This window comes from Blastococcus sp. SYSU DS0510 (genome assembly GCF_054050835.1).
On sequence record NZ_JBJHAC010000018.1, the window covers coordinates 48457 to 73374 of the forward strand.

Below are 24918 nucleotides of genomic sequence, written 5' to 3' on the forward strand. Positions count from 1 at the left end.
TCACCACCGCCTGGGCGCGGCCGGCTCGACCGCACCGAAGACGCGGGGCGAGAGCGTGATGCCGAGGTCGTCGAACTTGTCGGTGAACCGCGGCCGGACGCCCGTCGGCACGGGCTTCCCGAGGAAGGTGCCGTGCGCGTCGACCCCGGCGGAGTAGTCGAAGAGGAAGGCGTCCTGGAGGGTCACGGTCTCCCCCTCCATGCCCTGCACCTCGGTGACGTGGGTGACGCGGCGGCTGCCGTCCCGCAGCCGGGTGATCTGGACGACGAGGTCGACGGCGGAGGCGATCTGCTCCCGGATCGCCCGAAGCGGCAGGTCCATCCCGGCCATGAGCACCAGGGTCTCCAGCCGGGCGATCGCGTCGCGCGGGGTGTTGGCGTGCACGGTGGACAGCGAGCCGTCGTGGCCCGTGTTCATCGCCTGCAGCATGTCCAGCGACTCGCCGCCCCGGCACTCCCCGACCACGATCCGGTCGGGGCGCATGCGCAGCGAGTTCCGGACCAGGTCGCGGATGGTGATCGCGCCCCTGCCCTCGATGTTCGGCGGCCGCGACTCCAGCCGGACGACGTGCTCCTGCTGGAGCTGCAGCTCGACGGCGTCCTCGATGGTGACGATGCGCTCGCCGTCCGGGATGAACGAGGAGAGCACGTTCAGCAGCGTCGTCTTCCCGGTGCCGGTGCCGCCGGAGACGATGATGTTGAGCCGGGCCTCGACGCAGGCGTGCAGCAGCTCGGCCATCTCCGGGGAAAGGGTCCCGAACCCGATGAGGTCCTGGACCCCGAACGGCTCCTTCGAGAACTTGCGGATGGTCAGCGTCGAACCGCTGAACGCCAGCGGTGGGATGATCGCGTTCACGCGGGAACCGTCCGCCAGTCGGGCGTCGACCAGGGGGGAGGATTCGTCGATCCGCCGCCCGACCCGGGACACGATGCGGTCGATGACCCGGCGCAGGTGCTCCTCGGAGGTGAACCGCGTGGCGGTGCGCTCCAGCCGGCCGCCGCGCTCCACGTAGATCGCGTCCGGCCCGTTGACCATGATCTCGCTGACCGCGGCATCGTCGAGCAGCCGCTGGAGGGGGCCGTACCCCAGCACGTCGTCGGCGAGCTCGGCGGTCAGCCGCTGGCGCTCCTCCGTGCTGAGCGGGACGTTCTCCTCCTCGACGACCTCGTCGAGCTCCTTGAGGACCACCGCGCGCAGCGCATCCTCAGCCATCGAGGGGTCGTTCATCCGGCTGCCCATGCGCTCGAAGAGCGCCTTGCCGACGCGGTCCTTGAGCCGGGCCAGGGCGTCGGTCGGCGGCACAGGGGCCGCCGCGGCGACCGGCCGGGGCCTGGGCAGGGTGCGGGTGGCGGCCGGCGTGCCCGGCGAGGCCGCGTGGACCGTGACGGGCGCCTGGGCGACGGCGGGGGCGGGCTGCTCGGTCGCGGGCGCCCCTGCTCCCCCGCCCCGCGCCGCCTGCAGCCGCTGGGCGAGGTTCACGACGCCGCCCGGTGCCTGGCCCGGTAGCGACCGGCCTTCGCGAGCGGGGTGGCCGAGAACCGGGACACCAGCCGGCGCAGCTCGCGCACCATCGGGTCGCGGCGGCCGCCGCTGGACAGGATGGGGACGCCCTGGTTGGTCGTGGCGGGCACGGCCTTCGACCGGGGCAGGACGACGTCGACGCCGGTCCCGATGGTCGTCTCGACGTCGCGCACGGTCAGGCCGCCCTTGGGGTCGGCGAAGTTCATGACGACGTGCCGCCCGGCGGGGATCATGGCCAGCTCCCGGAGCACGTCGAGCTCCTTGCGCAGCCCCCGCACACCGGGCACGTCCATGCTCGTGAGCATGACGACGTCGGACGCACGGTCCAGCGCCGCCAGAGTCTGCTCGGACAGACCGGGGGCGGTGTCGACGACGACGTAGCGGAACTCGCGCGCCAGCGAGGCAAGCAGCCTGGTGACGTCCTCACCGCTGACCGTGTCACCGGCGGCCGGCGACTCCGCACCGCAGACGGCGAACAACCCGCTCGGGTGCTGGGTCAGGAAGGTCTTGAGGACCATGGTGTCCTCCGCCGCCGGCCCGTGCACGGCGTCGGGGAGCGTGTACTCGGGGACCAGTCCCAGGGCGGAGGCGACGTCGCCGAACTGCACGTCCAGGTCCACCAGCACGGTCGACTGCGGAGCGGCCTCGGTCAGCCCGATGGCCAGGTTCGTGGCGACGGTGGTCTTGCCGACGCCCCCCTTCGGCGAGGCGATGGTGATGACCCGCCCGGCGTAGCGGTCGGTCTCACTGGTCGGGCGCAGCACCCGGCGCCGGCCGGCAGCGGCCCGCCCGGCCCGCTCGACGGCGGCGGCGATCTCATCGACGTCGGCGTCGGGCGGCAGCAGGTCGCGGATGCCCGCGCGCATGGCCGCCTGCCACATCTCGGGCGACGGCTCGGCCATGAGGACGACGGTGATGCCGGGCGACTGCACGTCGAGCCGGCCGGCCAGGCCCAGCACCTCGGGCGCCGGCGCGTGCGGGCCCACGAGCAGCACGTCGGGCAGTTCGCCGTCGACGAGCTGCTCGAACAGCCGGGCCGGGTCGCTGGGCAGCCGCCCCGGCGGCAGCACGTGGACGTCGCCGCCGGTGGCCTCCTTGACGCGCAGGACGAGGTCCTCCCCGGCTCCGGCCAGGACGACGCGGCTCATGAGTAGGCCTTTCCGTAGATGGTGTCCGGCGTGAGCACCTGGGTGCGGGAGACGTCGGGATCGGCGGGCTCGAGCGACAGCCAGACGGTGCCGTGCTCGGCGCCGAAGACGATCGCCTCGACCTGCGGAGCGGTGACGGCGAACGTGATCATGAGGCTGCCCGAGGGGGCGGGCGCCGCGACGGGCGCCGTCGTGCCCTCCGCGGGCGCCGGAGGCGGCGCCGGGGCCCCCTGGACCTGGGTGACGAGCACCTCGTGCAGGACGGAGTGGGTGGTCACCGGATCGGTCATGGAGACGAAGACGCCGACGGTGTCACCGGCTGCCAGCCGACCGCCCACGGCGCGCTGCGGCTCCAGGACGATGCTGACCTCCTGCAGGCCCTCGGGCACGGGTACCGTGCCGGGCGCCTGCCGCTCGTCGGGCCGCACGAACCGGCTGTCGAGCAGCTGCTCCCCCGGCGCGAACTCCACGTCGGTGACGCGGTCGGCCAGCGCGGCGAGGTCGGTGACCCGGCCGGGCAGCGCCGCCTTCGCCGGCAGGAGCTCCACGCCGACCAGCCCGGCCAGCGCGCTGGCCGGGGTGCCGGCGGGGATGGCCACCTCGGCCACCAGCACCTCCACTGCCTGCACGCCGGCGAGGGCACGCTGCTCCGCGCCGCGCACGTAGCCCACGAGGACCACGGTGCCGACGACGATCAGCACGAGGGCCGCCACGGCGGCCAGGAAACGGCGTCTCACGAGTGGGCGCCCCTATCGGATCAGTCTGAGGATCGAGGCGCCCGTCTGCGGGGCGTCCGGGCTGTAGTTCCAGTCGTCGGAGAGCTCGACGAAGCGGGTGTAGTAGCCGGTGACGCACCGGTCGCTGGAGTTCGTGCCGGGCCCGCAGACCTTGTGGCCGCTCGTGATCGAGCCGTTGACGGCGTAACCGGTGAGCGTGAAGGCGGCGTAGCCGTAGACGCGGTACCAGCCGTTGCTGCCGCCGGCGCCGAACTGGTCGAAGAGCGGCAGCAGGACGGTCTGCCCGAGCCAGCCCTGGAGGTCTGCCTCCGAGCAACCGTGGGGCAGCGCGACGCCGGTGTCGGACATCATCAGCTGCCCGATCGCGGAGGTGGCGTGGCAGCGGCCCTGGTCGGGCACGACCCACCCGAAGCCACCGGGCACGAAGTTGCCCGACGGTCCGGTGCAGCCGCCGACACCGTCGGACTTGCTGAACATGATCGTCTGCAGCGTCTCCGTCGACGGGATCCCCCCGCCGGTCTGCGCCTCGAACGAGCACCAGGAGAAGGTGAGGGGGAGGACGGCGGTGCCCTGGCTCGGGGCACCCCAGCCGACGGTCGCGGTGGCCCCGACCTGGGTGCTGTCGTGGCCGATGACCGGCGCGAACCAGTGCTCCTTGGGCGCGGACCCGGTGACGGTCACGCTGAGCGGGTCGCCGCTGAGCACGGGCTGGGCCGCGGTCCCCGTCGGGTCGTTGTAGGTGATGAGCTGCTGGGCCGTCGCCAGCATGTCGCCGCAGTTGCCGCGCGAGCAGTCCTGCGCGACGGCGATCGCGGCGGCGTCGGCCGCGACCTGGAGCCGGGCGCGCTCGGCGTAGAGGGCGCCGATGTCGACGGCGATGGCCGTGAAGCCGAGCAACGGGACGAGCAGCAGCGAGAAGAGGACGGCGGTGGCGCCGCGCTCGCCGGCCAGCCGGCGGCGGAGCCGCGAAGTCAGCCGTTGCATCGCATGACCCCCGTTCCGGTGAGCTCGATCTCGGAGCCGAAGAAGCCGGTCAGGTACGGCTTCGGGTAGGTGATGGTGAGGCGGACGGCGGTGTCGCCGGCGCCGGTGGTGGGGCAGGTCTCCGCCGTCCCGCCGACGATCACGATGTCGATCTGGTCGTCGGTGACCGCCGGGTTCAGCGAGGCGGCGGCGGTGCGGACGACGGCCCGCGCGTCGGCGGGGTCGTTGCGCAGGGCCATGGCGCGCACCCCTTCGCGGGCGGCCGCCGAGAGCGTGCCCTGCACCTGGAAGGCGTGGCCGAACTCGGCGATGCCGATGACCAGCACGAGCAGCAGCGGCACGATGAAGGCGAACTCGACCGCGGTCGCACCGCGCTGGTCCTGCAGACGTCGGCTCATCCCCACCACCACCTCTCCTCGTACGACGGCGCAGCGGCCCTCGGGGTGAGGGCCGCTGCGCCAGGACCGCTACGGCGTCGCGCAGCAGCGAGCGGTCAGGGGGTGGTGGTCGTCGTGCCGCCGCCACCGACGGCCGGCAGCTGGCCCTCGACGTCGGAGAAAAGGTCGCTCAGGCCGCCACCGAGGGCGGTCACGGCGACGATGATGGCGACGGCGATGAGGCCGACCATGAGGCCGTACTCGACGGCGGTGGCGCCCTTCTCGTCCCGGCGGAGACGCTCCTGGGCGACCGCGACGAAGCTGGCGATGGTGGCGTAGGCGTTGATCACGTGCACTCCCTGAGGTGTCGGCCGTCCGGCAGGATCGGGTGATCCGGCCTGTGCGGCTGCTAGGGGGAGTTGTCGTGCAGAACACGCCGGGGCTTGAGCGGTATTCACCCGTTCCAGCGACACCGGCCCGTCGTACGGGCGACGTGGGAGCGGGTCGGATCACGCTGCGTGAGCGGATCAGCCGAGCAGGGCGCCGCTCCACCCGACGGCCATAGCGGCCCCGGCGAGCATCGCCGGCCCGAACGGCAGCTCGGTCCGCCGGCCGACGCGCCGGGTCAGGAGCAGGAGCAGGGCGACCGCCGCCTGCACCACGAAGCCGGCGACCGCGCCCAGGAGCACCGCGTCCCAGCCGAGCCAGCCCAGCGGCAGGCCGATCAGGGCGGCGAGCTTGACGTCGCCCATGCCGAGGCCGGCGGGCGAGATCAGCGCCATCACCAGGAAGCCGCAGAAGAGGGCGGCGGCCGCCAGCCCGGCGCGCAGCAGCGGGTCCCAGGTGCCCTGCGTCGCCGCGGCGACGAGGAGCAGGCCCGCGGTGGCGACGGCCGCCGGCCCGGTCACCCGGTTGGGCAGCAGCCGGTGGCGCAGGTCGACCAGCGCGAGGAGGACCCCTGCGCCGGCCACGACCAGGAAGGCCGGCAGCGCCCGGTCCGCACCGATCCGCAGGGCGACGAGCGCGAAGAGCGCCCCCGTCAGCAGCTCGGTGAGCGGGACCGGCAGCGCCCGCCGGGGACGGGGTTCCCCACCGTCCCACGGGAAGGTCGCGGCGAGCCGGTCGGCCACCGCGCCGGTGAGCACGCCCAGCAGCGCGGCCACCGCGACCGCCGCGGCGGTCACCGGCCGGCGGAGGGGGTCTCGACGATCACGGCGCACACCCTGGCACAGCGCGGTGGGCGGACCGGGCAGGCGGCGCCGCCGGACGGTGGGCGGACTCCCGGCCGGTGGGCCACACTCCGGACGTGACAGTGGACGAGGGCACCACCCAGCGGACAGCGGCGGTCTGGTCCTACCAGGGGCACGGCGTGCACGCCGCACCCGGCGTGCACGAGTACGCGCTCGAACTGGTCCGGCAGCAGCTGCCCGAGGGCGGCCGGATCCTCGAGGTGGGCGCCGGCTGCGGTGCGCTGGCGTGCCGGCTGCGAGAGGCGGGCTTCGACGTCGTCCCCACCGACCTGGACCCGCCGCACGACTGGATCCACCGCCTCGACCTCGACGACCCGCAGTGGACCGAGGCGACCCGCGGCCCGTTCGACATGGTGGTCTGCGTCGAGACGCTGGAGCACGTCGAGAACCCGCGGCAGGTGCTGCGCTCCATCCGGGCGCTGCTGGAGCCCGGCGGCAAGCTGCTGGTCAGCACGCCCAACGTCGGCCACCCGCACTCGCGGCTCAAGATGTTCCTGCGCGGCGCGCCGTTCATCTTCGGGCCGGGGCACTACTACCAGCCCGGCCACATCTCGATCCTCCCCGACTGGATGCTCGTCGAGCACATCCGGACGGCGGGGTTCGGCGACATCACCGTCACCAGCGGGGGGTCGACCTGGTACGTGGGCCTGCGGAAGGTGGCGCACCGGATCGAGACGGCGCTGCTGTGGGCGATCGGGCTGCGGCCGCGGGCGGAGTCGGGCGAGGGCATCTGCACCTTCGTCACCGCCGTCGCCGTCTGACCGGGTCGGCCGGGGCTGACCGGCGTACGACAGTACCTCGACGGACGAGCGCCCCCCACCCGGGATCCGGGCAGGGGGCGCTCGTCGTCGTGCGGTGTGGTGGTTACGGCAGGAAGGTCACGTGCGGGTGGTCCATGTGGTTGGCCGTGGGCGAGCCACGGTCCTCCATGCCCTGCCAGGCCCAGCCGGTCCACGTACCGGCGATCCGCTGCTCCCAGATCACGTACTCCACGCCGAGCCGGGCCGCGTTGTCGATCACGTACTGGGCGACGGCGTCACCCTTGGCCGAGTCGGCGTAGACCATGAAGTCGGCCGCGAGGCCCGCGGTGGGGCTGTGGCCGGGGCGGGTGAGCACCGTCCCGACGCCGTGCACCTCGGCGATCTCCTGGACGTCGGGGCGGACGTGCGCGTCCCACTGGTCGTAGGCCGCCGACGTCGCCGCCGGGGCGGAGGCCGGAGCCGGGGCGGGGGCCGGAGCCGGGGCCGGCGCGGGAGCCGGAGCCGGGGCGGGCCGCTCGTCCCGGCTGGCGCGCTCGGGGGCCAGTCCCCCGCCGCTGAGGGCGAGGACCTGACCGACCCGCAGCACGTTCGCGTCGGGGCCGATGACGCCGAGGTTCAGGGCGTGCAGGTCCTGCCACGTGGTGCCGTGGCGGGCCGCGATCTTGCCGAGCGTGTCGCCGGCGACCACGGTGTACGACCCCGTCGCGACAGCGGGCGCCGCTGCCGGCGCGGCGCCGCCGCCGCCGATGGTGAGGACCTGGCCGACGCGGAGCAGGTTGGGGTTCCCGCCGATCGTGTCGCGGTTGGCGTCGTAGATGCTGCGCCAGGTGGTGCCGTGCTCGGCCGCGAGCTTGCTGAGGGTGTCGCCGGGGCTGACCGTGTGCGCGCCGGGGTGGGCGGCCGCGGAGCCCATGGTCCCGAGTGTGAGGGCCGAGGCCGCGGCGAGGACGACGGCCGGGTACGCCACGGTGGTCATGGCGCGGTTGCGGGAGGGACGACGGTGCCGCCCCACGGTGCGATGGCTGTTGGGCATGGAGTGGTGAGCCTCTCGCCGCCTGCGGGGTTAGCTGTCGGGTTCGGGCGAGAGCTGCCCGGCCGCGCATGGCGCGGCTTCACCCCGAGGTCCCGGAGGGGCCACGAACGGTGGGTCCCCCGCGCCTGCCCGTGCGTCTATGACTCCGGGGTGGCCGTGGGCAGGTTCGGCGGGCGGCCATCCGGGCCCGCCGATCGGCGGACGGAGGGAACGGTAGGTATCAGGATCGGCTCGCCACAGGTCGGACCGGTCCTTTTCGCGGACCCTCCGCACGGCCGCACGGGGCGTCACCAACCGTGCGCGCAGCGCCTCCGTTCACCCGTCCGGGTGACGTCCCCGACGGACCGGGGCGGGCGGCCGCCGGTGGGCGGGGGACGGACGAGTCGGCCTGTACGCCGGGTTCTGTCCACGGGCGCCTCGCGGCCTCCCGATGGGCGGTCATCCATCTAGGCCTGCCGTTGCCGGCAGGCTCCAGCGGTCTACCCGCAGGCTCGGGCGGGCCGCCCTCGAACGCCTGCGCGGAGCGGCGGCGAACCGCCGATCCTTCTTGACCTAGCTCCGGGTGGGGTTTACCGAGCCACGCCGGTCACCCGGCGTGCTGGTGGTCTCTTACACCACCGTTTCACCCTTACCGGCGCGAACGCCGGCGGTCTGTTTTCTGTGGCACTGTCCCGCGGGTCACCCCGGGTCGCTGTTAACGACCACCCTGCCCTGTGGAGCCCGGACGTTCCTCGGCGACGGGGTCTCCCCCGCCGACGCGACCGCCCGGCCGACTCGTCCGTCGTGCCCTGGAGTGTAGGGCGCCCGGCACATGGATCCCGCAGCGCGCGGGTACACGACGTCGATCCCCGCACCACCCGATGGAGGAGGACGTCATGGGACTCATCTCAGGACTGGTCAAGGCCAACCTGCTCAAGCGACTGCTGAGCCGTTTCAGTCGTCGCGGACGCTGACGGCCCAGCGGAGCGGACGCGCCCTGACCGCGGTGGCCGCGGTGGCCGCGCACGCTGCCGCGGTCGTAGGCGCCTGACCGGTCGCCGGCCCGCGGTGGGCGCCCCCCGGCGGCGCGCCTCGCGCTCGCCCTGGTCGGGCCGGAAGTGTCGTACGCCCCGCCTAGCCTGCGGGTATGTCGGTGGTCGGGTTCGCGGTCGGGGTGACGGTGTCACCGGTGGACCCGTTCCCATCCGAGTGGGAGCTCGCCGATCCGGAGCCGCGGCGGTTCGACGAGCCGCTGTCGGCGTGGCTGCCCGCCCGTCGCAGCGCCGGGGAGGTCGCGGATCTGCTGGGGCAGATCGTGGCCGCCGAAGCGCGGCTGGCGGCGCTGCGGGTGGAGCTGGTGATGGACCTGGCGGCGGCCCGCCCGGCCCCGGCCGATCCGCTGCCCGGCGGGGAGCGGGCCGGAACGGTGGGGCCGGCGGGTGTGAGTGAGTTCGTGCCCGATGAGCTGGCGGCGGTGCAGAACTGCAGCCGGGCGGCGGCGGTTACGCTGCTGGAGCACGCCGAGGTGCTCACCACCCGGCTGCCGGCCACCTTCGCCCGGCTGCGGCTGGGGCTGCTGGACTGGCCCCGGGCCCGGGCGATCGCCGCGGAGGTCGCCGCCACCGGGGTCGACACCGATCCGGCGGTGATCGCCGCGGCGGAGGTCGCGGTGCTGCCCGGCGCCACCGGGCTGGGGGTGGGCCGGCTGCGCGAGGCCATGCGCGCGGAGCTGGTGGCCCGCGACGCCGCCGCGGCCGACCGGCGGCGGGAGGTCCGTCGGCGCGGCGCGGACGTGTCGGTGCGCCCGGTCGGGGACGGGATGAGCGAGCTGCGCGCCCTGCTCCCGCATCCCGACGCCCGGGCCTGCCGGGCGGCGGTGGACGCGCACGCCCGGGCGGCGAAGGAGGCCGGGGACGAGCGGCCGATCGGCATGCTGCGCGCCGGCGCCCTGGCCGATCTGCTGCTGCGCCCCTGGCAGGACGCCCCGGCGGTGACCGCGCAGCTGACCGTGATCGCCCCGCTGGGCGCGCTCACCCCGGCCGGCTTCCTGGCCACCGGCAGCCCGCTGCCGGCCGCCTTCACCGCACCCGGCACCCAGGCCGGGATGCCCGCGCCGGTCGGTGAGGTCGACGGTGAGCCGATCACCGCCACGCACCTGCGCGAACTGCTCGCCCAGCTCGACGCCTGCACCCTCCAGGCACCCCCGGGCGGCAGCCTGGACATCGCCATCACCGACGCCACCGGGGCGCTGCTGGCCGTCACCGGCCGGGCGGAGCTGGCCCGGCTTGCCCGAGACGGCTGCCCCGACCACCCCACCGACCTCGACCACCCCGACGCCGCCTGCGGCTGCCCGCTGCTGGGCCCGCCGCCGGCGGTGGACCGCTACCGGCCCTCGGCCGCCCAGCAGCGGTTCCTGCGGGTCCGCGACCGCACCTGCCGCCACCCCGGCTGCACCGTGCCCGCCGGCTGGGCCGACCTGGACCACGTCCTCCCCCACGCCGACGGCGGCCAGACCACCTGCCACAACCTGTGCTGCCTGTGCCGGCGCCACCACCGGCTCAAGACCTTCGCCCCCGGCTGGACCCACACCCTGGACGACGACGGCGTGCTCACCGTCACCACCCCGAGCGGGGTCACCCGCACCACCCGACCACCCGGCCACCACGTCCTCACCCAGCCACCCGGACCACCACCGGACCCGGACCCCGGCCCGGACCCGGAGCCGGACGAGGAGCTCGAACCGGACGACGACCCGCCACCCTTTTGACCCGACCTGGCCCTGTGTCGTGCGGTCCTGCCTCGCGCCGGACCGCCGGGCATCGCCTATCCCCAGTAGAGCCGGAAGCCGACCCGCCGACGCCCGTCCTCGGTCAGCGTGGACATGTCCACGATCTGGCGAGCCTGCACGTCGACGGGGTCGTCCGACAGCAGCTCCAGGTACCGCCGCTGCTCGGCCAGCGAGGCGACCGCCTTCTCCACCTGGTCGCTGACGTCGACCTCGTGCGGCGGGTCGGTCAGCTCGCTGACCGCGATGTACTGGACGCCCGACCACCGCTCCTCGGTCAGCTCCGGGAAGATCCACTCGTTGCCCGCGTCGGCGACCGCGTCGAGCACCGACTGGCCGAGCGCCTGGTGGTCGGCCGAGTTCAGGTAGGCGGGCGACACCCCCGGCGGGCTCCACGTGGGCCCGAAGTACCCGGTGACGACGAGCTCGGGCCGGTGCCGCCGGATCGCCGCGGCGAGGTCGCGTCGCAGCTCGGGCCCGGCCACCAGGACGCCGTCCCGGTGGTCGAGGAACTCCACCTCCGTGACCCCGACGACGGCAGCCGACCGCCGCTCCTCCTCCTCGCGCAGCGGGCCCGCCTCCGCCGGGGGGACGCCGGCCATCCCGGCCTCACCCCGGGTCGCCAGGAGGTAGTGCACCTCCTTGCCCGCGGCCGTCCACGAGGCGACGGCGGCGGCCAGGCCGTACTCGATGTCGTCAGGGTGCGCGGCGACGACGAGGGCGCGCTGCCAGTCGTCGGGCATCGGTGCAGGCGGCATGGGGCGAGTCTGCCCCGCCGTCAGCGCCCGCGGGCCACCCGCAGCGCCGCTGCGACCATCGGCACCTGCAGGGGCAGCCGCACGACGGCCGCGGCCAGCACCGGCGGCTTCCGGAGCCCCAGCCGGAGGTGGTGCAGGTGCGCCGGCACGAACCCCAGCAGCAGGGCCGCGGCCGACCAGCCGCCGACCCGGCGGGTGCTCGGAACGGCCAGCAGCGCGGCGGTGCCGATCTCGGCCACCCCGCTGGCGAGCACCCACGCCCGGGCCGAGCCGAGCTCCGGCGGCACCAGCCACTCGTAGGTGCGCGGGCGCACCAGGTGCAGCACTCCCGACCCGCCCAGCAGGGCTCCCAGCCACGTCGCGCTCGCCGGTCTCCGCATGGGGCCACCGTAGGGTGACCCGCCGTGTCCGCCGTCGACCTGCTCATCGCGGCGGGCGTCGCCTTCGTGGCCGGCGGCGTCAACTCGATCGCCGGCGGCGGCTCGCTGATCCTCTTCCCCACGCTGGTCGGGCTCGGCCTCGGCACGGTCGCTGCGAACGTCACCAACTCGCTGGCCCAGTGGCCCGGCTACCTCGGCGGCGTCGCCGGCTTCCGCGCCGAGTACGCCGGCCAGCGCCGTCGCCTCGTCCGGTTCGGCGCGGTGGCCGCCCTGGGCGGGCTCGCCGGCAGCGTCCTGCTCCTCACCACCCCGTCAGACGCCTTCGACGTCGTCGTCCCGGCGCTCGTGCTCCTGGCCAGCCTGCTGCTCGCCGTCCAGCCGCTCGTGACGCGGCGCCTGGCCGGGCGGGCCGCCGGCGAGCCCGGCGACCCCGCCTGGCTGTACCTGGCGCTCTTCCTCGCCACCGTCTACGGCGGGTACTTCGGCGGCGCGCTCGGGGTCATCCTCGTCGGCGTGCTCGGCATCGGGCTGCACCGGCTGAAGCTCGCCAACGCGCTCAAGTCCGCGCTGTCGGCCGTCACGGCGACCATCACCCTGCTCGTGTTCGGCATCTTCGGGCCGGTCGCCTGGACGGTCGTCGCCGTCGCCGCCCCGGCCGGCCTCGTCGGCGGCTTCCTCGGGGCGCGCATCGCCACCCGCATCCCGGCGACCCCGTTGCGGGTCCTCATCGTGACCTTCGGCGTCGCGGTGTCGGTCTACCTCTACCTGCGCACCTGACCGGCCTCGGCGGGCGTCAGCGCAGGTGCGCGGTGTCGTTCAGCAGCCGCACCGACGAGCGCCCGTCGGTCGACCACGCCACCGTGCACAGCGAGGCGGCCTCCAGGAACACCCGGTGGACGACCTCGGGACCGGTGCCGAGCCCGGCGGCGAGCATCAGCTTGATCGGCGTGACGTGGCTGACCACCAGCACCGTCCGCCCGGCGTGCCGGGTGAGGATCCGCTGCCGGGCCCGCTCCACCCGGCCGGCGACGTCGGCGACCGACTCACCGCCGGGAGCCGCGACGGTCACGTCCCCCATGAACCGGCGCACCGCCAGCGGGTGCCTGGAGCGCGCCTCCTCCGCGCTCAGCCCCTCCAGGGCCCCGAAATCCAGCTCGACCAGGTCGTCGTCGAACTCCACCGGCAGGCCGAGCCGCGCGGCCACGATCTCGGCGGTCTCCCGGGTGCGGCGCAGCGGCGAGGCGACGACCACCTCGATGCCGAGCTCGGCGGCGCGCTCGCCGGCCACCTCCGCCTCGGCCCGCCCGGTCCGCGACAGCGGCAGCTCGTTGCGGCCGCTGAACCGGCGCTCGGGGGTGTGCTCGGTCTGGCCGTGCCGCAGCAGGTGGGTGACCGTCGTGACCACCGGGGCCGGCTCGGCCGTCGGCTGGACGTCGTCCTCGGCCACGCTGGGCTCCGCGGCGGCGTCCCTGTGCACCGGCCGGCCGTCCATCGCGCTGTTCGCCAGGGCGTCCGCGGCGCCGTTCTGCGCGCGCGGCACCCAGGTGTAGCGGACGCCGCCGAGCTTCCGGGCGATCGCGCGGGCCTGCAGGGCGAGCTGCTGCATGTCCGGGTGCTTGATCTTCCAGCGGCCCGACATCTGCTCGACGACGAGCTTGGAATCCATGCGCACCTCGACCTCGGCGGAGGCGTCGAGGTCGAGCGCCGCCTGCAGCCCGGCGACCAGCCCGCCGTACTCGGCGACGTTGTTGGTGGCGCGGCCCACCGACGCGGCGCGCTCGGCCAGCACCCGGCCGGTGTCCGCGTCCCGCACCAGGGCGCCGTAGCCGGCCGGCCCCGGGTTGCCCCGGGACCCGCCGTCGGCCTCCACGACGAACCGGCGGCTCACAGCCCGGACTCGGCCGTGCGGACCAGGATCCGCCCGCAGTTCTCGCACCGGACGACCTCGTGCGGGTCGGCGTTCCCGACCGCCGCCAGCTCCCGCCCGTTGAGCTCGATCCGGCACCCCTGGCACTGGCGGGCGCGCAGCATCGCCGCTCCGGTCGTGCCGGTCTGGGTGCGAACGCGGTCGTACAGCGCCAGCAGCGGGGCGGAGAGGCCACCGGCGACGGCGGCGCGCGCGCTCTCGTGCCGGCTGATGCCGTCGGCGATGTCGGCGAGCGCGTCGTCGCGCAGCTGCTCGGCCCGCTCCAGCTCGCCCCGCGCCTGCGCCAGCGCCTCCTGCGCCGCCCGCAGCGTGGCCTCGGCGGTCTCGAGGCGCTCCATCAGCTCGAGCTCCTGGTCCTCCAGGGTCGCCTGGCGGCGCGCGAGCGACTCCATCTCCGACTGCAGGCTGCTGGTCTCCCGCGCGCTGACCCCGCCGGCGTCCAGGCGCTGCTGGTCGCGGGTGGCGCGCTGCCGCACGGTCTCGACGTCGGCCTCCAGGCGGGCGACCTCGCGCTGCAGGTCACGCACCTCGGTCTCGGCCCGGACGACGTCGTCGGCCAGCGACCGCTCGGTCTCCGCCGCCGCCTCCACCGCCACGGCCTCCGGCAGGGTCCGCCTCCGGTGGGCGAGCTGGGTCAGGGCGACGTCCTCCGCCGCGAGCTCCAGGAGCTTCTGCTGTTCGAAGTGGTCGGCCTTCACGCCGCCAACCTACCTGCGGCTCGACCGCGGCCTGCTCACCGCAGCGCGAGCTCGGCCTCCACCGCCGCGACCGCGGCGTCGGGCGACGGCAGGCCCCCCGAGGCCAGGACCACGCCGTCGACGACGAGGGACTCGACCGCCATGGCCGCCCGCACCGACCGGCGCAGCGCGGCGCCGCGCAGGCCGCGTCGGCGCCCGGCGCCGACCAGCTCCGGCAGCAGCCACAGCCAGTTCGACGGCGACACCACCTCGATGGCGACGTCGTCCGGGAGCCGCGCGCGCAGCGCCCGGTACACCGCACCGACCGCGTCGTCCGCCGGCGGGACGTGGCAGTGCGAGCCACCCTCGTCGAAGGGCCGGACGTCCCCGCTGCAGCAGCCGCCGGACGCGGCCGCCGCGCGGGAGCCCCGGACGAGGACGACCCGCGGGGTCACCGCCGGTCGTCCCGGTCGGGACCGCCGAGCGGACGGTCCGACACCGCCTCGTCGGGGTTGGCGCGGGCGACGACGGACTCCCGCCCGCCGCCGGTCCCGTCGGCGTCCACGGCCGCCGGGCGCTCCCGCCGCGCCGCGAGGAGCGCGATGACCGCCTCGACGATCAGCCAGACCGCCAGCACGAAGATCAGCGCGTCCAGCGGCGCGAGCACCCACTGGTCGTCCCGCACGAAGTTGCGCAGGTTGACCAGCAGCGCCCAGGTGGTCATGACCAGCAGGAACACCAGCGGGACCAACGCCGCGACCGGGTTGCGCCCGCGCCGGGTGATCCAGACCGCTATGACCGAGAGCGCGAGCCCGGCGGTGAGCTGGTTGGTCGTGCCGAACAGCTGCCACAGGACGCCGAAGGTGTACCCGGCCTCCCCGCCACCGGGCAGCAGCGCCATGGCCAGCGGGATGACCACGGCGATGGTCGTCGCCACCGTCAGGTTCCGCGACAGCACCCGCGCCCCGATCAGCTCACCGATCTCCTGGACGACGTAGCGCTGCAGCCGGACGCCGGTGTCCATCGTCGTCGCCGCGAAGCTGATCACGACGACGGCCGCGAAGATCGTCGCGATGTCGAGCGGGATCGCCAGGTTGTTGGCGAAGGTGGCGACACCGTTGACGAAGTTGCCGACGGCGCCGCCCGAGGCCGTGGCGAAGTCGGGGTAGAGCGCCTCCCAGTCCGCCTGCGAGGCGGCGACCCCGGCGGTGGCGGCCAGCACGGCGCCGGTGGCGAGCGAGCCCTCGCCGACGGCGCCCATGTAGCCGACGTACCGGGCGTCGGTCTCCTTGTCCAGCTGCTTGGAGGTCGTCCCCGAGGAGACGAGCGAGTGGAACCCGGAGATGGCTCCGCAGGCGATGGTGATGAAGAGGAACGGGAAGAAGCTCGGCGAGCCCTCGGGGACGTCGTTGACGACCGGCGCCTGGATGGTGTTCATGCCGACGATCAGGCCGAGGCCGATGACGCCGAGGGCGATGAACAGCTGGTGGCTGTTGATGTAGTCGCGCGGCTGCAGCAGCACCCACACGGGGATGCGGGAGGCGATCCAGGTGTAGATGAACAGCAGCACCACCCAGACGTTGCGGGTCTGCTCCACCCCGAGCGCCTCGGCGAGGCCGTCCAGCGAGATCGGGTAGGCGTTGCCGACGAGGATCAGCGCGTACAGCACGATCACGCCCACGATCGACGGCAGCAGCGCCGAGGAGCGGGTCCGGTAGATGTACACGCCGATGGCGATGGCCAGCGGGATCTCCAGCACGATCGGGATGACCGCGCCCGGGTTGGCGACGAACAGGTTGCCGATGACGACGGCGAACACCGCGTTCACCAGGGTGAGCAGGAAGAAGATGATCACCAGGAACAGCCGCCGGGCGCGGCCGTTGATGACCTCGCCGGCCAGGGTGCCGATGCTCTTGGCCTTGTGCCGCACCGACACCGCCAGCGAGCCGAAGTCGTGCACCCCGGCGGCGAAGATCGTCCCGAGCACGATCCACGTCAGCGCCGGGCCCCACCCCCAGAACACCGCGATCGCCGGGCCGACGATCGGCGCGGCCCCGGCGACCGAGGTGAAGTGGTGGCCGAAGAGGACGTGCTTGTTCGTCGGCACGAAGTCGTTGCCGTCGTTGAACTCGTGCGCCGGGGTGACGAACGCCGGGTCGAGGGCGTACACCTTCCGGGCCAGGTAGCTGGAGTAGTACCGGTAGCCGAGGAAGAACAGCACCCCGACCACGGCGGCCACGACGAACGCGGGCACGGCGAACCCCCAGGTCCAGGGCGGCCTCGTCGCCGCCGTCGGAGGGAGTAGACATCCAGGCGATGGACACCACAAGTGTGGGAGCGCTGCACGCCGCAGGCGTGGCCGAACTGTTGTGGGCGGTGCCCGGCGCGCCACCGGGGGCCACCGGCGTCGTCCCCCTCGTGCTCGGCGGGCGGCCGGCGGTCGCCCTGCCGTGGGCGCACGTGGCCACCGCTCGCGCGGTCGCGGCGGCCGGCTCGGCGGCGCTGGTCCTCTCCGACCCGCGCCTCACCGGGTCCCGGTGGTCACCGCTGGCGCTGACCGGCCGCTTCACGCTGGTCGAGGACGGGACCGGCGACCTCTTCACCGAGGACCTGCTCGACCAGGAGCTGCGCAAGCACCCGCCCTCGCGGGCCCTCGCCGACTCGCACATGCTCCGCCGCGAGCACTGGTGGTACCTCCCCCGCCTGGTGCTGCTCCTCGACACGGCGGACGTCGTCCCGGTCGACCGGCGCGAGGGCCCCGCCGACTCCGTCCTCGCCGTGGACGACGGGGGGCTGCACGTGCGCACCGTCCGCGTCGCCGACTGGGACGCCGATCCGCTGGAGCTCCGCGGCGCTCCCGCGGGCGTGACCGGCCCCGCGGTGCTGGTCGGGCAGGAGCTCTCGGTGCCCGACGTCGAGCGCTGGACGGTGCACACCACCTCCGGGCGCTTCGCCGACGGCCGGGTCACCGAGGTGCGCCCGGCCGCGACCCGGCAGCTGGAACCGGTCCCCGGCCTGCTCGCCCGGATCCGCCGGCAGCGTTCCCTCGAGCGGACCTGCATCCAGGCACTGCGCGCCGCCGGTCACGCCTGAGCGGGACCCGCCGGTCAGCCGGCCCGGTAGGCCCAGGGGTCGGTGCGCGGCGCGGCGACGGCGACCTCCACCGCGCCGTCGAGGTCCCGGCGCAGCACGTCGGCGGCGACCGGCAGCCACGGCCACTCGGAGGCGTAGTGCGCCACGTCGCAGAGCGCGGGCCCGGGCACCTCCAGCGCGTCGGACACCGGGTGGTGCTTCAGGTCGCTGGTGAGCAGCACGTCGGCCCCGGCCGCCGCCGCTGCGCCGAGCAGCGACCCACCGCTGCCGCCGCAGACCGCGACGGTGGCGATCCGGCGGTCGGGGTTCCCGGCCGCCCGCACACCGCCGGCCGTGGCGGGCAGCGCCGCCGCCGCGTGCTCGGCGAACCGGCGCAGCGTCATCGGCTCGGGCAGCCGGCCGACCCGGCCCAGGCCCGCGCGCGGGTCCGCGGCGGAGGGCTCCAGGGGGACGGCGTCCTCCAGCCCGAGCGCCGCCGCCAGCGCGTCGTTGACCCCGTGGCGCGGGGCCCGGTCGGCGTTGGTGTGCGCGACGAAGAGCCCGGCGCCGGCCCGGACCAGCCGGTGCACCAGCCGGCCCCGAGGGTCGTCGGCGGGCACGCCGTGCACGGGGGTGAGGAACAGCGGGTGGTGGGTCACCAGCAGCTGCGCGCCGGTCCGCACCACCTCGTCGACGACCGCCGCCGTCGGGTCGACCGCGAACAGCACCGAGCCCACCTGCTCCGCCGGATCGCCGCACACCAGGCCGACCGCGTCCCAGCTCTCGGCGAGGGCGGGGTCGTAGCGGGCGTCGAGGGCGGCGAGGACCTTCCCGAGCTGCACGGTCACGGCTGGTCAGCGTAGGCGGGGGTGCGCGGGACCGACCCGGCGGAGTGCCAAGCTTCCGCCGTGGGAGAGCGGCGGGGTCGGGAGCGGTCGCTGCGCGCCCCGGCCTGGCTCGAGGAGCTGGTGCGCACCACTCCCCCGCCGGTCCCGTGGCGCGACGTCGCCCGGTTCGCCGTCTCCATCCCGGCGCCCCTGGTCCTCGCCGTCGTGGTGGGCGGCGGGGTGGAGGCCGGCGGCGCGCTGGGCGCCGGCGTCTTCGGCACGATGGGCGCGCTCGCGGCGACCCTGGCGCCCCAGCCCGGCCCCCTGCGGGAGCGGCTGCGCCGCAGCGGCGCGGCCACGCTCTTCGGGATGCTCGGCCTGCTCGCCGGTCAGCACGCCACCGGCGGCGGCTGGACACCGGTCGTCGTCATCGCGGTGCTGTCGGCCGTCGCGGCCCTCGTCAGCGCGGTGAGCGCGACCCTCTCCCTGGGCGCGCTCCAGCTGCTCATCTACACCGCCCTCGCGTCGGGGCTCGTGACGCCGCTGCCGGCCGCGGCCGAGGTCGGCTTCTTCCTCTGCGGCGCGGCGTGGGCCGTGGTGATCACCCTCGTCCAGGCGCGCACCGAGCCGCTGGACCCCGACCGGTCCGCCGTCGCAGCGGTGTTCACCCGCATCGGCGAGCTGCTCGCGGCGGTGGGCAGCGATGCGGCGCCCGAGGCCCGGCGGGCGCTGACGGGCGCGCTCAACGAGGCGTACGACCGGGTCATCCGCAGCCGCAGCCGGTCCGCCGGCCGCAGCCGCGAGCTCTCCGAGCTGGCCGGCGTCCTCAACGCCGCGGCGCCCCTGGTGGAGGGCGCGGTCGCCGCGGCCGCGGCGGGGGTCCCCGCCGATCCGCAGGACGTCGTCGCCGCGCACTCCCTGGCGGCGGCGGTCTCCGGCAGCGGGCAGCTCACCGACCAGCGGCCGGCGCCGCTGGCGCAGGGGCACCCCGCGGTGCGGGCGGTCCGGCACGGGGTGCGGCTGGTGTGGAACGTCGTCGGCGACCCCGAGGAGCGCGCCGGTGCCGCCGCGCCGGCCCCGCGGCCGGACCTGCGCACCCGCCTGCACGACCTCGGCGACCGCACGCTGGCCAGTGCCGACGCCCGGGCCTTCGCCGTCCGCCTCTCGCTGTGCATGACGATCGCCGAGATCGCCCGCCAGTACCTGCCGATCGAGCGCCCCTACTGGGTGCTGCTCACCGTCGCGATCGTCCTGAAGCCCGACTTCGGCTCGGTGTTCACCCGGGCCGTGCAGCGGGGCGCCGGGACGCTCCTCGGCGTCCTGATCGGGTCCGCGCTGCTCGCGGCCCTCCCGCGCAACGGCTGGGTGCTCGTCGCGCTGGCCTGCTCGGCCGCGGTGCTGCCGTGGGCGCGCAACGCGAACTTCGGCCTGTTCTCGGTCTTCCAGACGCCGCTGATCATCCTGCTGCTGGACCTCACGCTGCCGAGCGACCCGGGGCTCGTGGGCGCCCGCCTGCTCGACACCCTGATCGGCTGCGCGATCGTGCTGGTGTTCGGCTACCTGCTGTGGCCGCAGACCTGGCGCGCCCCGCTCGACGAGGCGCTGCGCGAGGCCGCCCGCGCCCTGGACGCCTTCGTCGCGGCCGCCTTCACCGGCAGCCCGACCGAGCGCCGCCGCGCCCGCCGGCGCAGCTACCGGGCGCTCACGGAGCTGCAGACCCAGCTGCAGCGGCGGCTGGCCGAGCCGCCGCCGATCAGCACGCGGGCAGCCGCCTGGTGGCCGGTGATCGTCCAGCTGGAGCGCACCTCCGACGCGGTCACCGAGGCGGTCATCGCCGGCCGCGGCGGTGAGCCCGCCCCCGACCTGGCGCAGGTGGCCGCGCTGCGCCGGGCCATCCGCGGGCTGGAGGACGACGTCCGGGCCCGGTCCGCGCCCGACGACGACGCCGAGCTGCACGCCGAGGGCGTGCTGGGCCCGGTTGCCCGGGAGGTCGACGCCGCCCGCCGCCTGGTGCGGGAGGCCGCTCCCGGGCGGCGCGGCAGCGGGCACTGACCGCCCCGGTTTGCGCCCCCGGCCCCGGGCGCCTGGGATGGCGCCGTGCCCGTCGACCCCCCGCTCCTGACCCTGCCCTCGCTCGACGGGCCGCCCCCACCCGGCTCGCGGACGGTGACCACCGACGACGGCGTGGACCTGCACGTCGAGTTCGACGGGAGGGAGGACGCCCCGCTCACCGTCGTCCTCTGCCACGGGTTCACGGCGCGGCTGGCCGAGTGGGAGCTGCAGCGCGCGGCGCTGCGGGACCGGGCGCGGCTGGTCCTCTGGGACCAGCGCGGACACGGCCGCTCCGGCTGGACGCCGCTCAGCCGCGCCACCATCGACCGCACCGGCCGGGACCTCGGCCAGGTGCTGGACGCCGTCGTCCCGACCGGGCCGGTGGTGCTCGCCGGGCACTCGATGGGCGGGATGAGCATCCTGGCGCTGGCCCGGCAGCGGCCGGAGCTGTTCGGCACCCGGGTGGTCGGCGCGTTCCTGCTCGCCACCTCCGCCGGCGGGCTGGCCGACACCGGGCTGACCGGGTTCCTCCTGAGGGTGTTGCGCCGGCTCCGGCTGCTGACCCTGTACCTCTGGCTGCTGCGGCTGATCGCCCCGTCGCTGGAGAAGCGGCGACGGCGGGGCACCTTCCTGGGCCGGCGGGCCATCCGGCGACTGCTGTTCGGGCGGGACGACGCCGACCGCCACTCGGTCCGGATGGTGCAGCAGCTGCTCGAGGAGACGCCGCTCCCGGTGACGATGGCCTTCTACGCGACCTTCCTCGACCACGACGAGGGCGCGGCGCTGGAGGTGCTGCGCCGCATCCCCGTCACCGTGGTCGCGGCGACCCACGACCGGCTGACCCCGGCGGCGCACGGCCGGCGGATCGCCGAGGCCGTCGGGCCGGGCGCCGAGCTCGTCGTGGTCCCCGGGGCCGGGCACAGCGTCAACCTGACCCGCACGGCCGTGGTCGACCGCGCCTTCACCGACCTGCTCGACCGGGTGGACGTCGAGGGGCGCAAGGCCGGTTGACCCGCCCGATTCCGGGCATCGCAGGATGTGGTCGCCGCCACACCGCGGATTTGCGTGCACGGAGAGGCACACCTAGTTTCGGCGGCCACCGACCTGGACGTGCGAGGCCCTGGTCCGAGCAGAGCGACCGGGGCGGCGAGGAGTGAAGACGTGGACCGCATGAGTGCCCTCGACAGCGGGTTCTACTTCGCCGAGAGCGAGAACACCCCGATGCACGTGGGGTCGGTGGCGGTGTTCGAAGGCCCGGCCCCCACCTACGGCGACGTCGTCCGACTGCTGCTGAGCAAGCTCCCGCTGGTCCCGCGCTACCGGCAGCGCGTGCGCCAGGTGCCGCTGCAACTCGGCCGCCCGATGTGGGTCGACGACCCGCACTTCCAGATCCTGTACCACGTCCGGCACACCGCGGTGCCCTCCCCCGGCGGGGACGAGCAGCTGCGCAACCTCGCCGGCCGGGTGCTCGGCCAGCGCCTGGACATGGCCAAGCCGCTCTGGGAGCTGTGGCTCGTGGAGGGGCTGGCCGACGGGCGGTGGGCGCTGATCTCCAAGGTCCACCACTGCATGGTCGACGGCGTCGCCGGCACCGACCTGATGCAGCTGATGTTCGACCTCGACCCCGACGCCACCCACGCCGAGCCGCGGGACTGGACGCCGCGGCGGGACCCGTCGTCGGCCGCGCTGGTGGCGGGGGCGGTCACGGAGGCGGCGACCGCCCCGCTGCGCACCCTCACCGGCCTGCCGAGCATCGCCACCGCCGTCCGCAACGCGCGCGGCCTCACCCAGACCGGCCGCACGCTGGCCCGCACGGTGCCCTCGCTGGCCAAGCAGGCGATCACCCCCACCGCCCGGTCGCTGAACGGGCCCATCGGCCCGCACCGGCGCTGGGCGTGGACGCAGGGCAGCCTCGCGGAGTTCAAGGAGGTGCGCACGGCGCTGGGCGGCACGGTGAACGACGTCATCCTCACCGCGATCACCAGGGGGTTCCGCGACCTCCTCCAGGGCCGCGGTGAGCTGTCCTCGGAGAACCTGGTGGTGCGCACGATGGTCCCGGTGTCGGTCCGCTCGGCGAGCCGGCGCGGCTCGCTGGACAACCAGGTCTCGTGCGTCTTCGTCGACCTGCCCGTCGGCGACCCCGACCCCGCGTCCCGGCTGCGGAGCATCCGCGGCCAGATGGACGAGTACAAGCGGGCGATGCAGGCCGTGGACGTGCCGTCGATCATCGCGATGGGCGACTACGTGGCTCCCAGCCTGCTCTCCCTCGGCGTGCGGGCGGGCATGCAGGCCGGCCAGATGTGGTGCCAGGCCGTGACCACGAACGTGCCGGGCCCCCGGGTTCCGCTGTACGTGCTGGGCAAGCGGATGCGCTCGGCGCACGCCTACGTGCCGATCGCCGGTGGCATCCGCTGCTCCATCGGGATCTTCAGCTACCTGGACACGATGACCTTCGGCCTCAACGCCGACTTCGACGCCTTCCCCGACGTCGACGTCCTCTCCGGCGGGATCCGCCGGGGCATCGAGGAGCTGCTCGAGCTCGCCCGCGCCGCGGAGGCGACTCCCCCGGTGGACCAGCCCACCGGCGGGAAGCCCACGACCTCGGCAGCCGCCCGGTGAGCCCGGGGAAGAAGCGCGCCCGCGAGAGCGGGCTGACCGTCGCCGTCACCGGCCCGACGGGCACCTTCGGCGCCGGGCTGGTCCCGCTGCTCCAGGACGACGACCGCGTCGAATCGGTCATCGGGATCGCCCGCCGGCCGTTCGACCCGGCGGAGCGCGGCTGGACGAAGATGCGGTACCGGCAGGGCGACGTGCGTGACCCCGAGGCGCTGCGCCAGGCCTTCGCCGGGGCCGACGTCGTCGTCCACCTGGCCTTCCTCATCACCGGCAACGCCTCCCGCGAGACGACCCGGTCCATCAACGTCGACGGCACGCTCAACGTGTTCCGCGCGGCGGCGGCGGTCGGCGCGCGGCGGTTCGTCTACGCCTCCTCGGTGGCCGCGTACGGCTTCCACCGGGACAACCCGGAGCTGATCTCCGAGGAGTGGCCGGTGCGCCCGGCGGCCCGGCTGTTCTACGCGCAGGAGAAGGCGGAGCTCGAGCACCTGCTCGAGGAGGAGTCCGCGGTCGCGCCCGACCTGGGCCTGTACCTGCTCCGCCCACCGGTCGTGCTGGGCCCGCAGGCGGTCGGCGCCAAGGACGTGCTGCCCGGCCCGCTCGCCCCCGTCGGGCGCCGGCTCTTCGGCCGGCCGCGGCGGCTGCCGGTGCCCGTGCCGCTGCTCGTGCCGCAGCACCCGCTGCAGTTCGTGCACCAGGACGACGTCGGCCAGGCGCTGCTGCTGTGCGTGCTCGGCGCCGGACCGCCCGGTGCCTACAACATCGCCGGCGAGGGCGTGCTCACCGCGGCCGACGTCGCCCGGGAGTTCGGCGCGCTCGCCATCCCGCTGCCCGCCGCGCCGGCGCAGGCCGCCGCCCGGGCGATGTCCCGGCTGCCGTTCCTGCCGCCGGCGGCGGAGTGGATCGAGGCGGCCAGCCGGCCGGCGATCATGGACACCACCCGGGCCCGCGAGGAGCTCGGGTGGCGACCGCGCTACACCGGGCTGGAGGCGCTGCGCGACACGCTCAGGCCCGGGAGCCGGTGAGCTGGGCGTCCCGCATCCAGTCGCGCAGCTCGGCGACCAGCCGCTCGGGCTCCTGCAGCTGCGGGACGTGGCCGACGCCGGTCCACTCGGCGTAGCGCCACGCGGGGTGCCGGCGGGCGAGGTCGCGCGCGGCCTCCACGGGGACCAGCCGGTCGCGGTCGCCGTGGACCAGCAGCACGGGGACGTCGATCGAGGCCATCGCGGCCCGGTAGGGACGCGGATCGGCGAGCACGCGCAGCAGTGAGCGGGCCGCGGCGAGGAACGCGCGGTCCATGCCCTGGACGTCGCGCCGCTCCTCCAGCAGGGTCACCGACCGGTCGATGACGTCCGACGGCATGCGTCGCGGGTCGACGCCGACGAGCTCCAGCATCTCGTGCACGCGGGCCAGGGCCGAGGTCCGCTGCCGCCGCCACCACAGGAAGCGCTCCCCGACGAAGGGGACCGCGTACAGCGCGAACATGACGGCCACCCGGGGGTCGAGCGCCCGCCGCGACCCGGGGAGGGCGGGGTCGAGCAGCACCAGCCCGCGCACCGCCTCCGGGTGTTCCCCCGTCGCGAGGATCGAGATCATGCCGCCCATCGAGTTGCCCACCAGCACCGCCGGCTCGCCCACCACCTCGGTGAGGAACCGGTGCAGGACGGCGACGTTGGCCGGCACGCTCGTCTTCCGCCCGCCCGGCTCGCTGCGCCCGAACCCGGGCAGGTCCAGCGCGAGCACGCGACCGTGCTCCCGCAGCGCCGGCGCGACGAGGTCCCAGTTCAGGTGCGAGCCGCCCAGCCCGTGCACCAGCACGACCGGCGGCCCGTCGTCCGGACCACCGAAGTCCAGGTAGTGCACCGGACCCCCGAGGTCCACCGTGCGGCTCTGCCCGGGCATCGCGTCCTCGGCCATCCTGCCTCCCTCTCGTCGTCCGTACGGTGGCATGACGTGCCAGCGGCCGCAGCACCGCCCCGTCGCCGCCCTGGACGGAACGCGAACGTGCGCTATGACGCAGGACACAATTCGGCA

The 24918-nt window shown here is 75.1% G+C and carries 24 protein-coding genes, 1 other RNA gene and 1 riboswitch; of the genes, 8 read left to right on the forward strand and 17 right to left on the reverse strand.

The genetic code is table 11. From position 1 onward, the window contains the following. The 7 genes from ACI79P_RS15165 to ACI79P_RS15195 form a co-directional block, all read right to left on the reverse strand. Entirely contained in the window at positions 1 to 1479 is a 1479-nt protein-coding gene (locus ACI79P_RS15165; RefSeq protein ID WP_456581884.1) for a CpaF family protein, read from the reverse strand. Beyond that, entirely contained in the window at positions 1476 to 2669 is a 1194-nt protein-coding gene (locus ACI79P_RS15170) for an AAA family ATPase (protein WP_456581885.1), read from the reverse strand. The genes ACI79P_RS15165 and ACI79P_RS15170 overlap by 4 nt, the downstream gene beginning before the upstream one ends. Then, complete coding sequence (gene cpaB / locus ACI79P_RS15175; RefSeq protein ID WP_456581886.1) at positions 2666 to 3406, reverse strand: Flp pilus assembly protein CpaB; 741 nt, start codon at positions 3404 to 3406, stop codon at positions 2666 to 2668. The genes ACI79P_RS15170 and cpaB overlap by 4 nt, the downstream gene beginning before the upstream one ends. 12 nt (positions 3407 to 3418) lie before the next feature. After that, entirely contained in the window at positions 3419 to 4390 is a 972-nt protein-coding gene (locus tag ACI79P_RS15180; protein ID WP_456581887.1) for a pilus assembly protein TadG-related protein, read from the reverse strand. Beyond that, the gene (locus tag ACI79P_RS15185) at positions 4378 to 4788 is read right to left on the reverse strand and encodes a TadE/TadG family type IV pilus assembly protein (protein ID WP_456581888.1); all 411 of its coding nucleotides are present in this window, start codon (positions 4786 to 4788) and stop codon (positions 4378 to 4380) included. The genes ACI79P_RS15180 and ACI79P_RS15185 overlap by 13 nt, the downstream gene beginning before the upstream one ends. A gap of 95 nt (positions 4789 to 4883) precedes the next feature. Beyond that, entirely contained in the window at positions 4884 to 5117 is a 234-nt protein-coding gene (locus tag ACI79P_RS15190) for a Flp family type IVb pilin (RefSeq protein ID WP_456581889.1), read from the reverse strand. A gap of 177 nt (positions 5118 to 5294) precedes the next feature. Further along, complete coding sequence (locus ACI79P_RS15195; RefSeq protein WP_456581890.1) at positions 5295 to 5951, reverse strand: prepilin peptidase; 657 nt, start codon at positions 5949 to 5951, stop codon at positions 5295 to 5297. 122 nt (positions 5952 to 6073) lie between these two features. Here ACI79P_RS15195 and ACI79P_RS15200 point away from each other — a divergent pair, with 122 nt between their 5' ends. Next, the gene (locus tag ACI79P_RS15200) at positions 6074 to 6778 is read left to right on the forward strand and encodes a class I SAM-dependent methyltransferase (RefSeq protein ID WP_456581891.1); all 705 of its coding nucleotides are present in this window, start codon (positions 6074 to 6076) and stop codon (positions 6776 to 6778) included. Between the two features lie 103 nt (positions 6779 to 6881). On the opposite strand, the gene ACI79P_RS15205 is transcribed toward ACI79P_RS15200, so the two are convergent. Together ACI79P_RS15205 and rnpB are read right to left on the reverse strand one after the other, a co-directional pair. Next, the gene (locus ACI79P_RS15205) at positions 6882 to 7754 is read right to left on the reverse strand and encodes a LysM peptidoglycan-binding domain-containing protein (RefSeq protein WP_456581892.1); all 873 of its coding nucleotides are present in this window, start codon (positions 7752 to 7754) and stop codon (positions 6882 to 6884) included. Between the two features lie 64 nt (positions 7755 to 7818). Continuing rightward, positions 7819 to 7957: riboswitch (cyclic di-AMP (ydaO/yuaA leader) on the reverse strand. A gap of 229 nt (positions 7958 to 8186) precedes the next feature. After that, positions 8187 to 8588, reverse strand: an RNA gene (gene rnpB / locus ACI79P_RS15210) — RNase P RNA component class A. A gap of 349 nt (positions 8589 to 8937) precedes the next feature. On the opposite strand from rnpB, the gene ACI79P_RS15215 reads away from it, so the two are divergent. Then, positions 8938 to 10557, forward strand: a complete 1620-nt coding sequence (locus ACI79P_RS15215) for a DUF222 domain-containing protein (RefSeq protein WP_456581893.1) — start codon at positions 8938 to 8940, stop codon at positions 10555 to 10557. 56 nt (positions 10558 to 10613) lie between these two features. Here the strand turns inward: ACI79P_RS15215 and ACI79P_RS15220 are convergent, their stop codons facing one another. Next, positions 10614 to 11333: a PIG-L deacetylase family protein gene (locus tag ACI79P_RS15220; protein WP_456581894.1), complete on the reverse strand. Its 720-nt coding sequence runs from the start codon at positions 11331 to 11333 to the stop codon at positions 10614 to 10616. Positions 11334 to 11353: 20 nt separating this feature from the next. After that, a complete protein-coding gene (locus tag ACI79P_RS15225) occupies positions 11354 to 11713 on the reverse strand; it encodes a DoxX family protein (RefSeq protein ID WP_456581895.1) in 360 nt (119 codons plus the stop codon). 24 nt (positions 11714 to 11737) lie between these two features. Between ACI79P_RS15225 and ACI79P_RS15230 the strand changes: the two genes are divergently transcribed. Next, entirely contained in the window at positions 11738 to 12490 is a 753-nt protein-coding gene (locus ACI79P_RS15230; protein WP_456581896.1) for a sulfite exporter TauE/SafE family protein, read from the forward strand. A 16-nt stretch (positions 12491 to 12506) separates the two neighbouring features. Here ACI79P_RS15230 and ACI79P_RS15235 read toward each other — a convergent pair whose 3' ends face one another. Genes ACI79P_RS15235 through ACI79P_RS15250 form a run of 4 tightly spaced genes read right to left on the reverse strand, consistent with a single transcriptional unit; the run spans position 12507 to position 16571 of the window. Beyond that, the gene (locus ACI79P_RS15235; protein ID WP_456581897.1) at positions 12507 to 13601 is read right to left on the reverse strand and encodes a bifunctional RNase H/acid phosphatase; all 1095 of its coding nucleotides are present in this window, start codon (positions 13599 to 13601) and stop codon (positions 12507 to 12509) included. Beyond that, on the reverse strand, positions 13598 to 14338 hold the full coding sequence (locus ACI79P_RS15240) for a zinc ribbon domain-containing protein (protein ID WP_456581898.1): 741 nt from the start codon (positions 14336 to 14338) through the stop codon (positions 13598 to 13600). The genes ACI79P_RS15235 and ACI79P_RS15240 overlap by 4 nt, the downstream gene beginning before the upstream one ends. A gap of 35 nt (positions 14339 to 14373) precedes the next feature. Further along, entirely contained in the window at positions 14374 to 14772 is a 399-nt protein-coding gene (locus tag ACI79P_RS15245) for a hypothetical protein (protein WP_456581899.1), read from the reverse strand. Beyond that, positions 14769 to 16571, reverse strand: coding sequence for a carbon starvation CstA family protein (locus ACI79P_RS15250; RefSeq protein WP_456581900.1), 1803 nt, complete (start codon positions 16569 to 16571; stop codon positions 14769 to 14771). Before ACI79P_RS15250 ends, ACI79P_RS15245 begins: the two co-directional genes overlap by 4 nt. Positions 16572 to 16672: 101 nt before the next feature. Here ACI79P_RS15250 and ACI79P_RS15255 point away from each other — a divergent pair, with 101 nt between their 5' ends. Continuing rightward, positions 16673 to 17410 (forward strand): hypothetical protein, encoded by a 738-nt coding sequence (locus ACI79P_RS15255; protein ID WP_456581901.1) that lies wholly within the window; start codon positions 16673 to 16675, stop codon positions 17408 to 17410. Between the two features lie 14 nt (positions 17411 to 17424). Here ACI79P_RS15255 and ACI79P_RS15260 read toward each other — a convergent pair whose 3' ends face one another. Next, positions 17425 to 18237 carry a Nif3-like dinuclear metal center hexameric protein gene (locus ACI79P_RS15260; RefSeq protein ID WP_456581902.1) on the reverse strand — a complete coding sequence of 271 codons (813 nt, stop codon included), beginning with the start codon at positions 18235 to 18237 and terminating at the stop codon, positions 17425 to 17427. A gap of 60 nt (positions 18238 to 18297) precedes the next feature. On the opposite strand from ACI79P_RS15260, the gene ACI79P_RS15265 reads away from it, so the two are divergent. The 4 genes from ACI79P_RS15265 to ACI79P_RS15280 all read left to right on the forward strand — a co-directional run bounded on the left by ACI79P_RS15265 (position 18298) and on the right by ACI79P_RS15280 (position 23909). Next, positions 18298 to 20268 (forward strand): FUSC family protein, encoded by a 1971-nt coding sequence (locus ACI79P_RS15265; RefSeq protein ID WP_456581903.1) that lies wholly within the window; start codon positions 18298 to 18300, stop codon positions 20266 to 20268. A gap of 45 nt (positions 20269 to 20313) precedes the next feature. Continuing rightward, entirely contained in the window at positions 20314 to 21279 is a 966-nt protein-coding gene (locus ACI79P_RS15270; protein WP_456581904.1) for an alpha/beta fold hydrolase, read from the forward strand. A 159-nt stretch (positions 21280 to 21438) separates the two neighbouring features. Continuing rightward, the gene (locus ACI79P_RS15275; RefSeq protein ID WP_456581931.1) at positions 21439 to 22887 is read left to right on the forward strand and encodes a WS/DGAT/MGAT family O-acyltransferase; all 1449 of its coding nucleotides are present in this window, start codon (positions 21439 to 21441) and stop codon (positions 22885 to 22887) included. Then, positions 22884 to 23909 (forward strand): NAD-dependent epimerase/dehydratase family protein, encoded by a 1026-nt coding sequence (locus tag ACI79P_RS15280; protein ID WP_456581905.1) that lies wholly within the window; start codon positions 22884 to 22886, stop codon positions 23907 to 23909. The genes ACI79P_RS15275 and ACI79P_RS15280 overlap by 4 nt, the downstream gene beginning before the upstream one ends. Here the strand turns inward: ACI79P_RS15280 and ACI79P_RS15285 are convergent. Next, on the reverse strand, positions 23890 to 24801 hold the full coding sequence (locus ACI79P_RS15285) for an alpha/beta fold hydrolase (protein WP_456581906.1): 912 nt from the start codon (positions 24799 to 24801) through the stop codon (positions 23890 to 23892). The genes ACI79P_RS15280 and ACI79P_RS15285 overlap by 20 nt on opposite strands. Between the last annotated feature and the right edge of the window lie 117 nt (positions 24802 to 24918).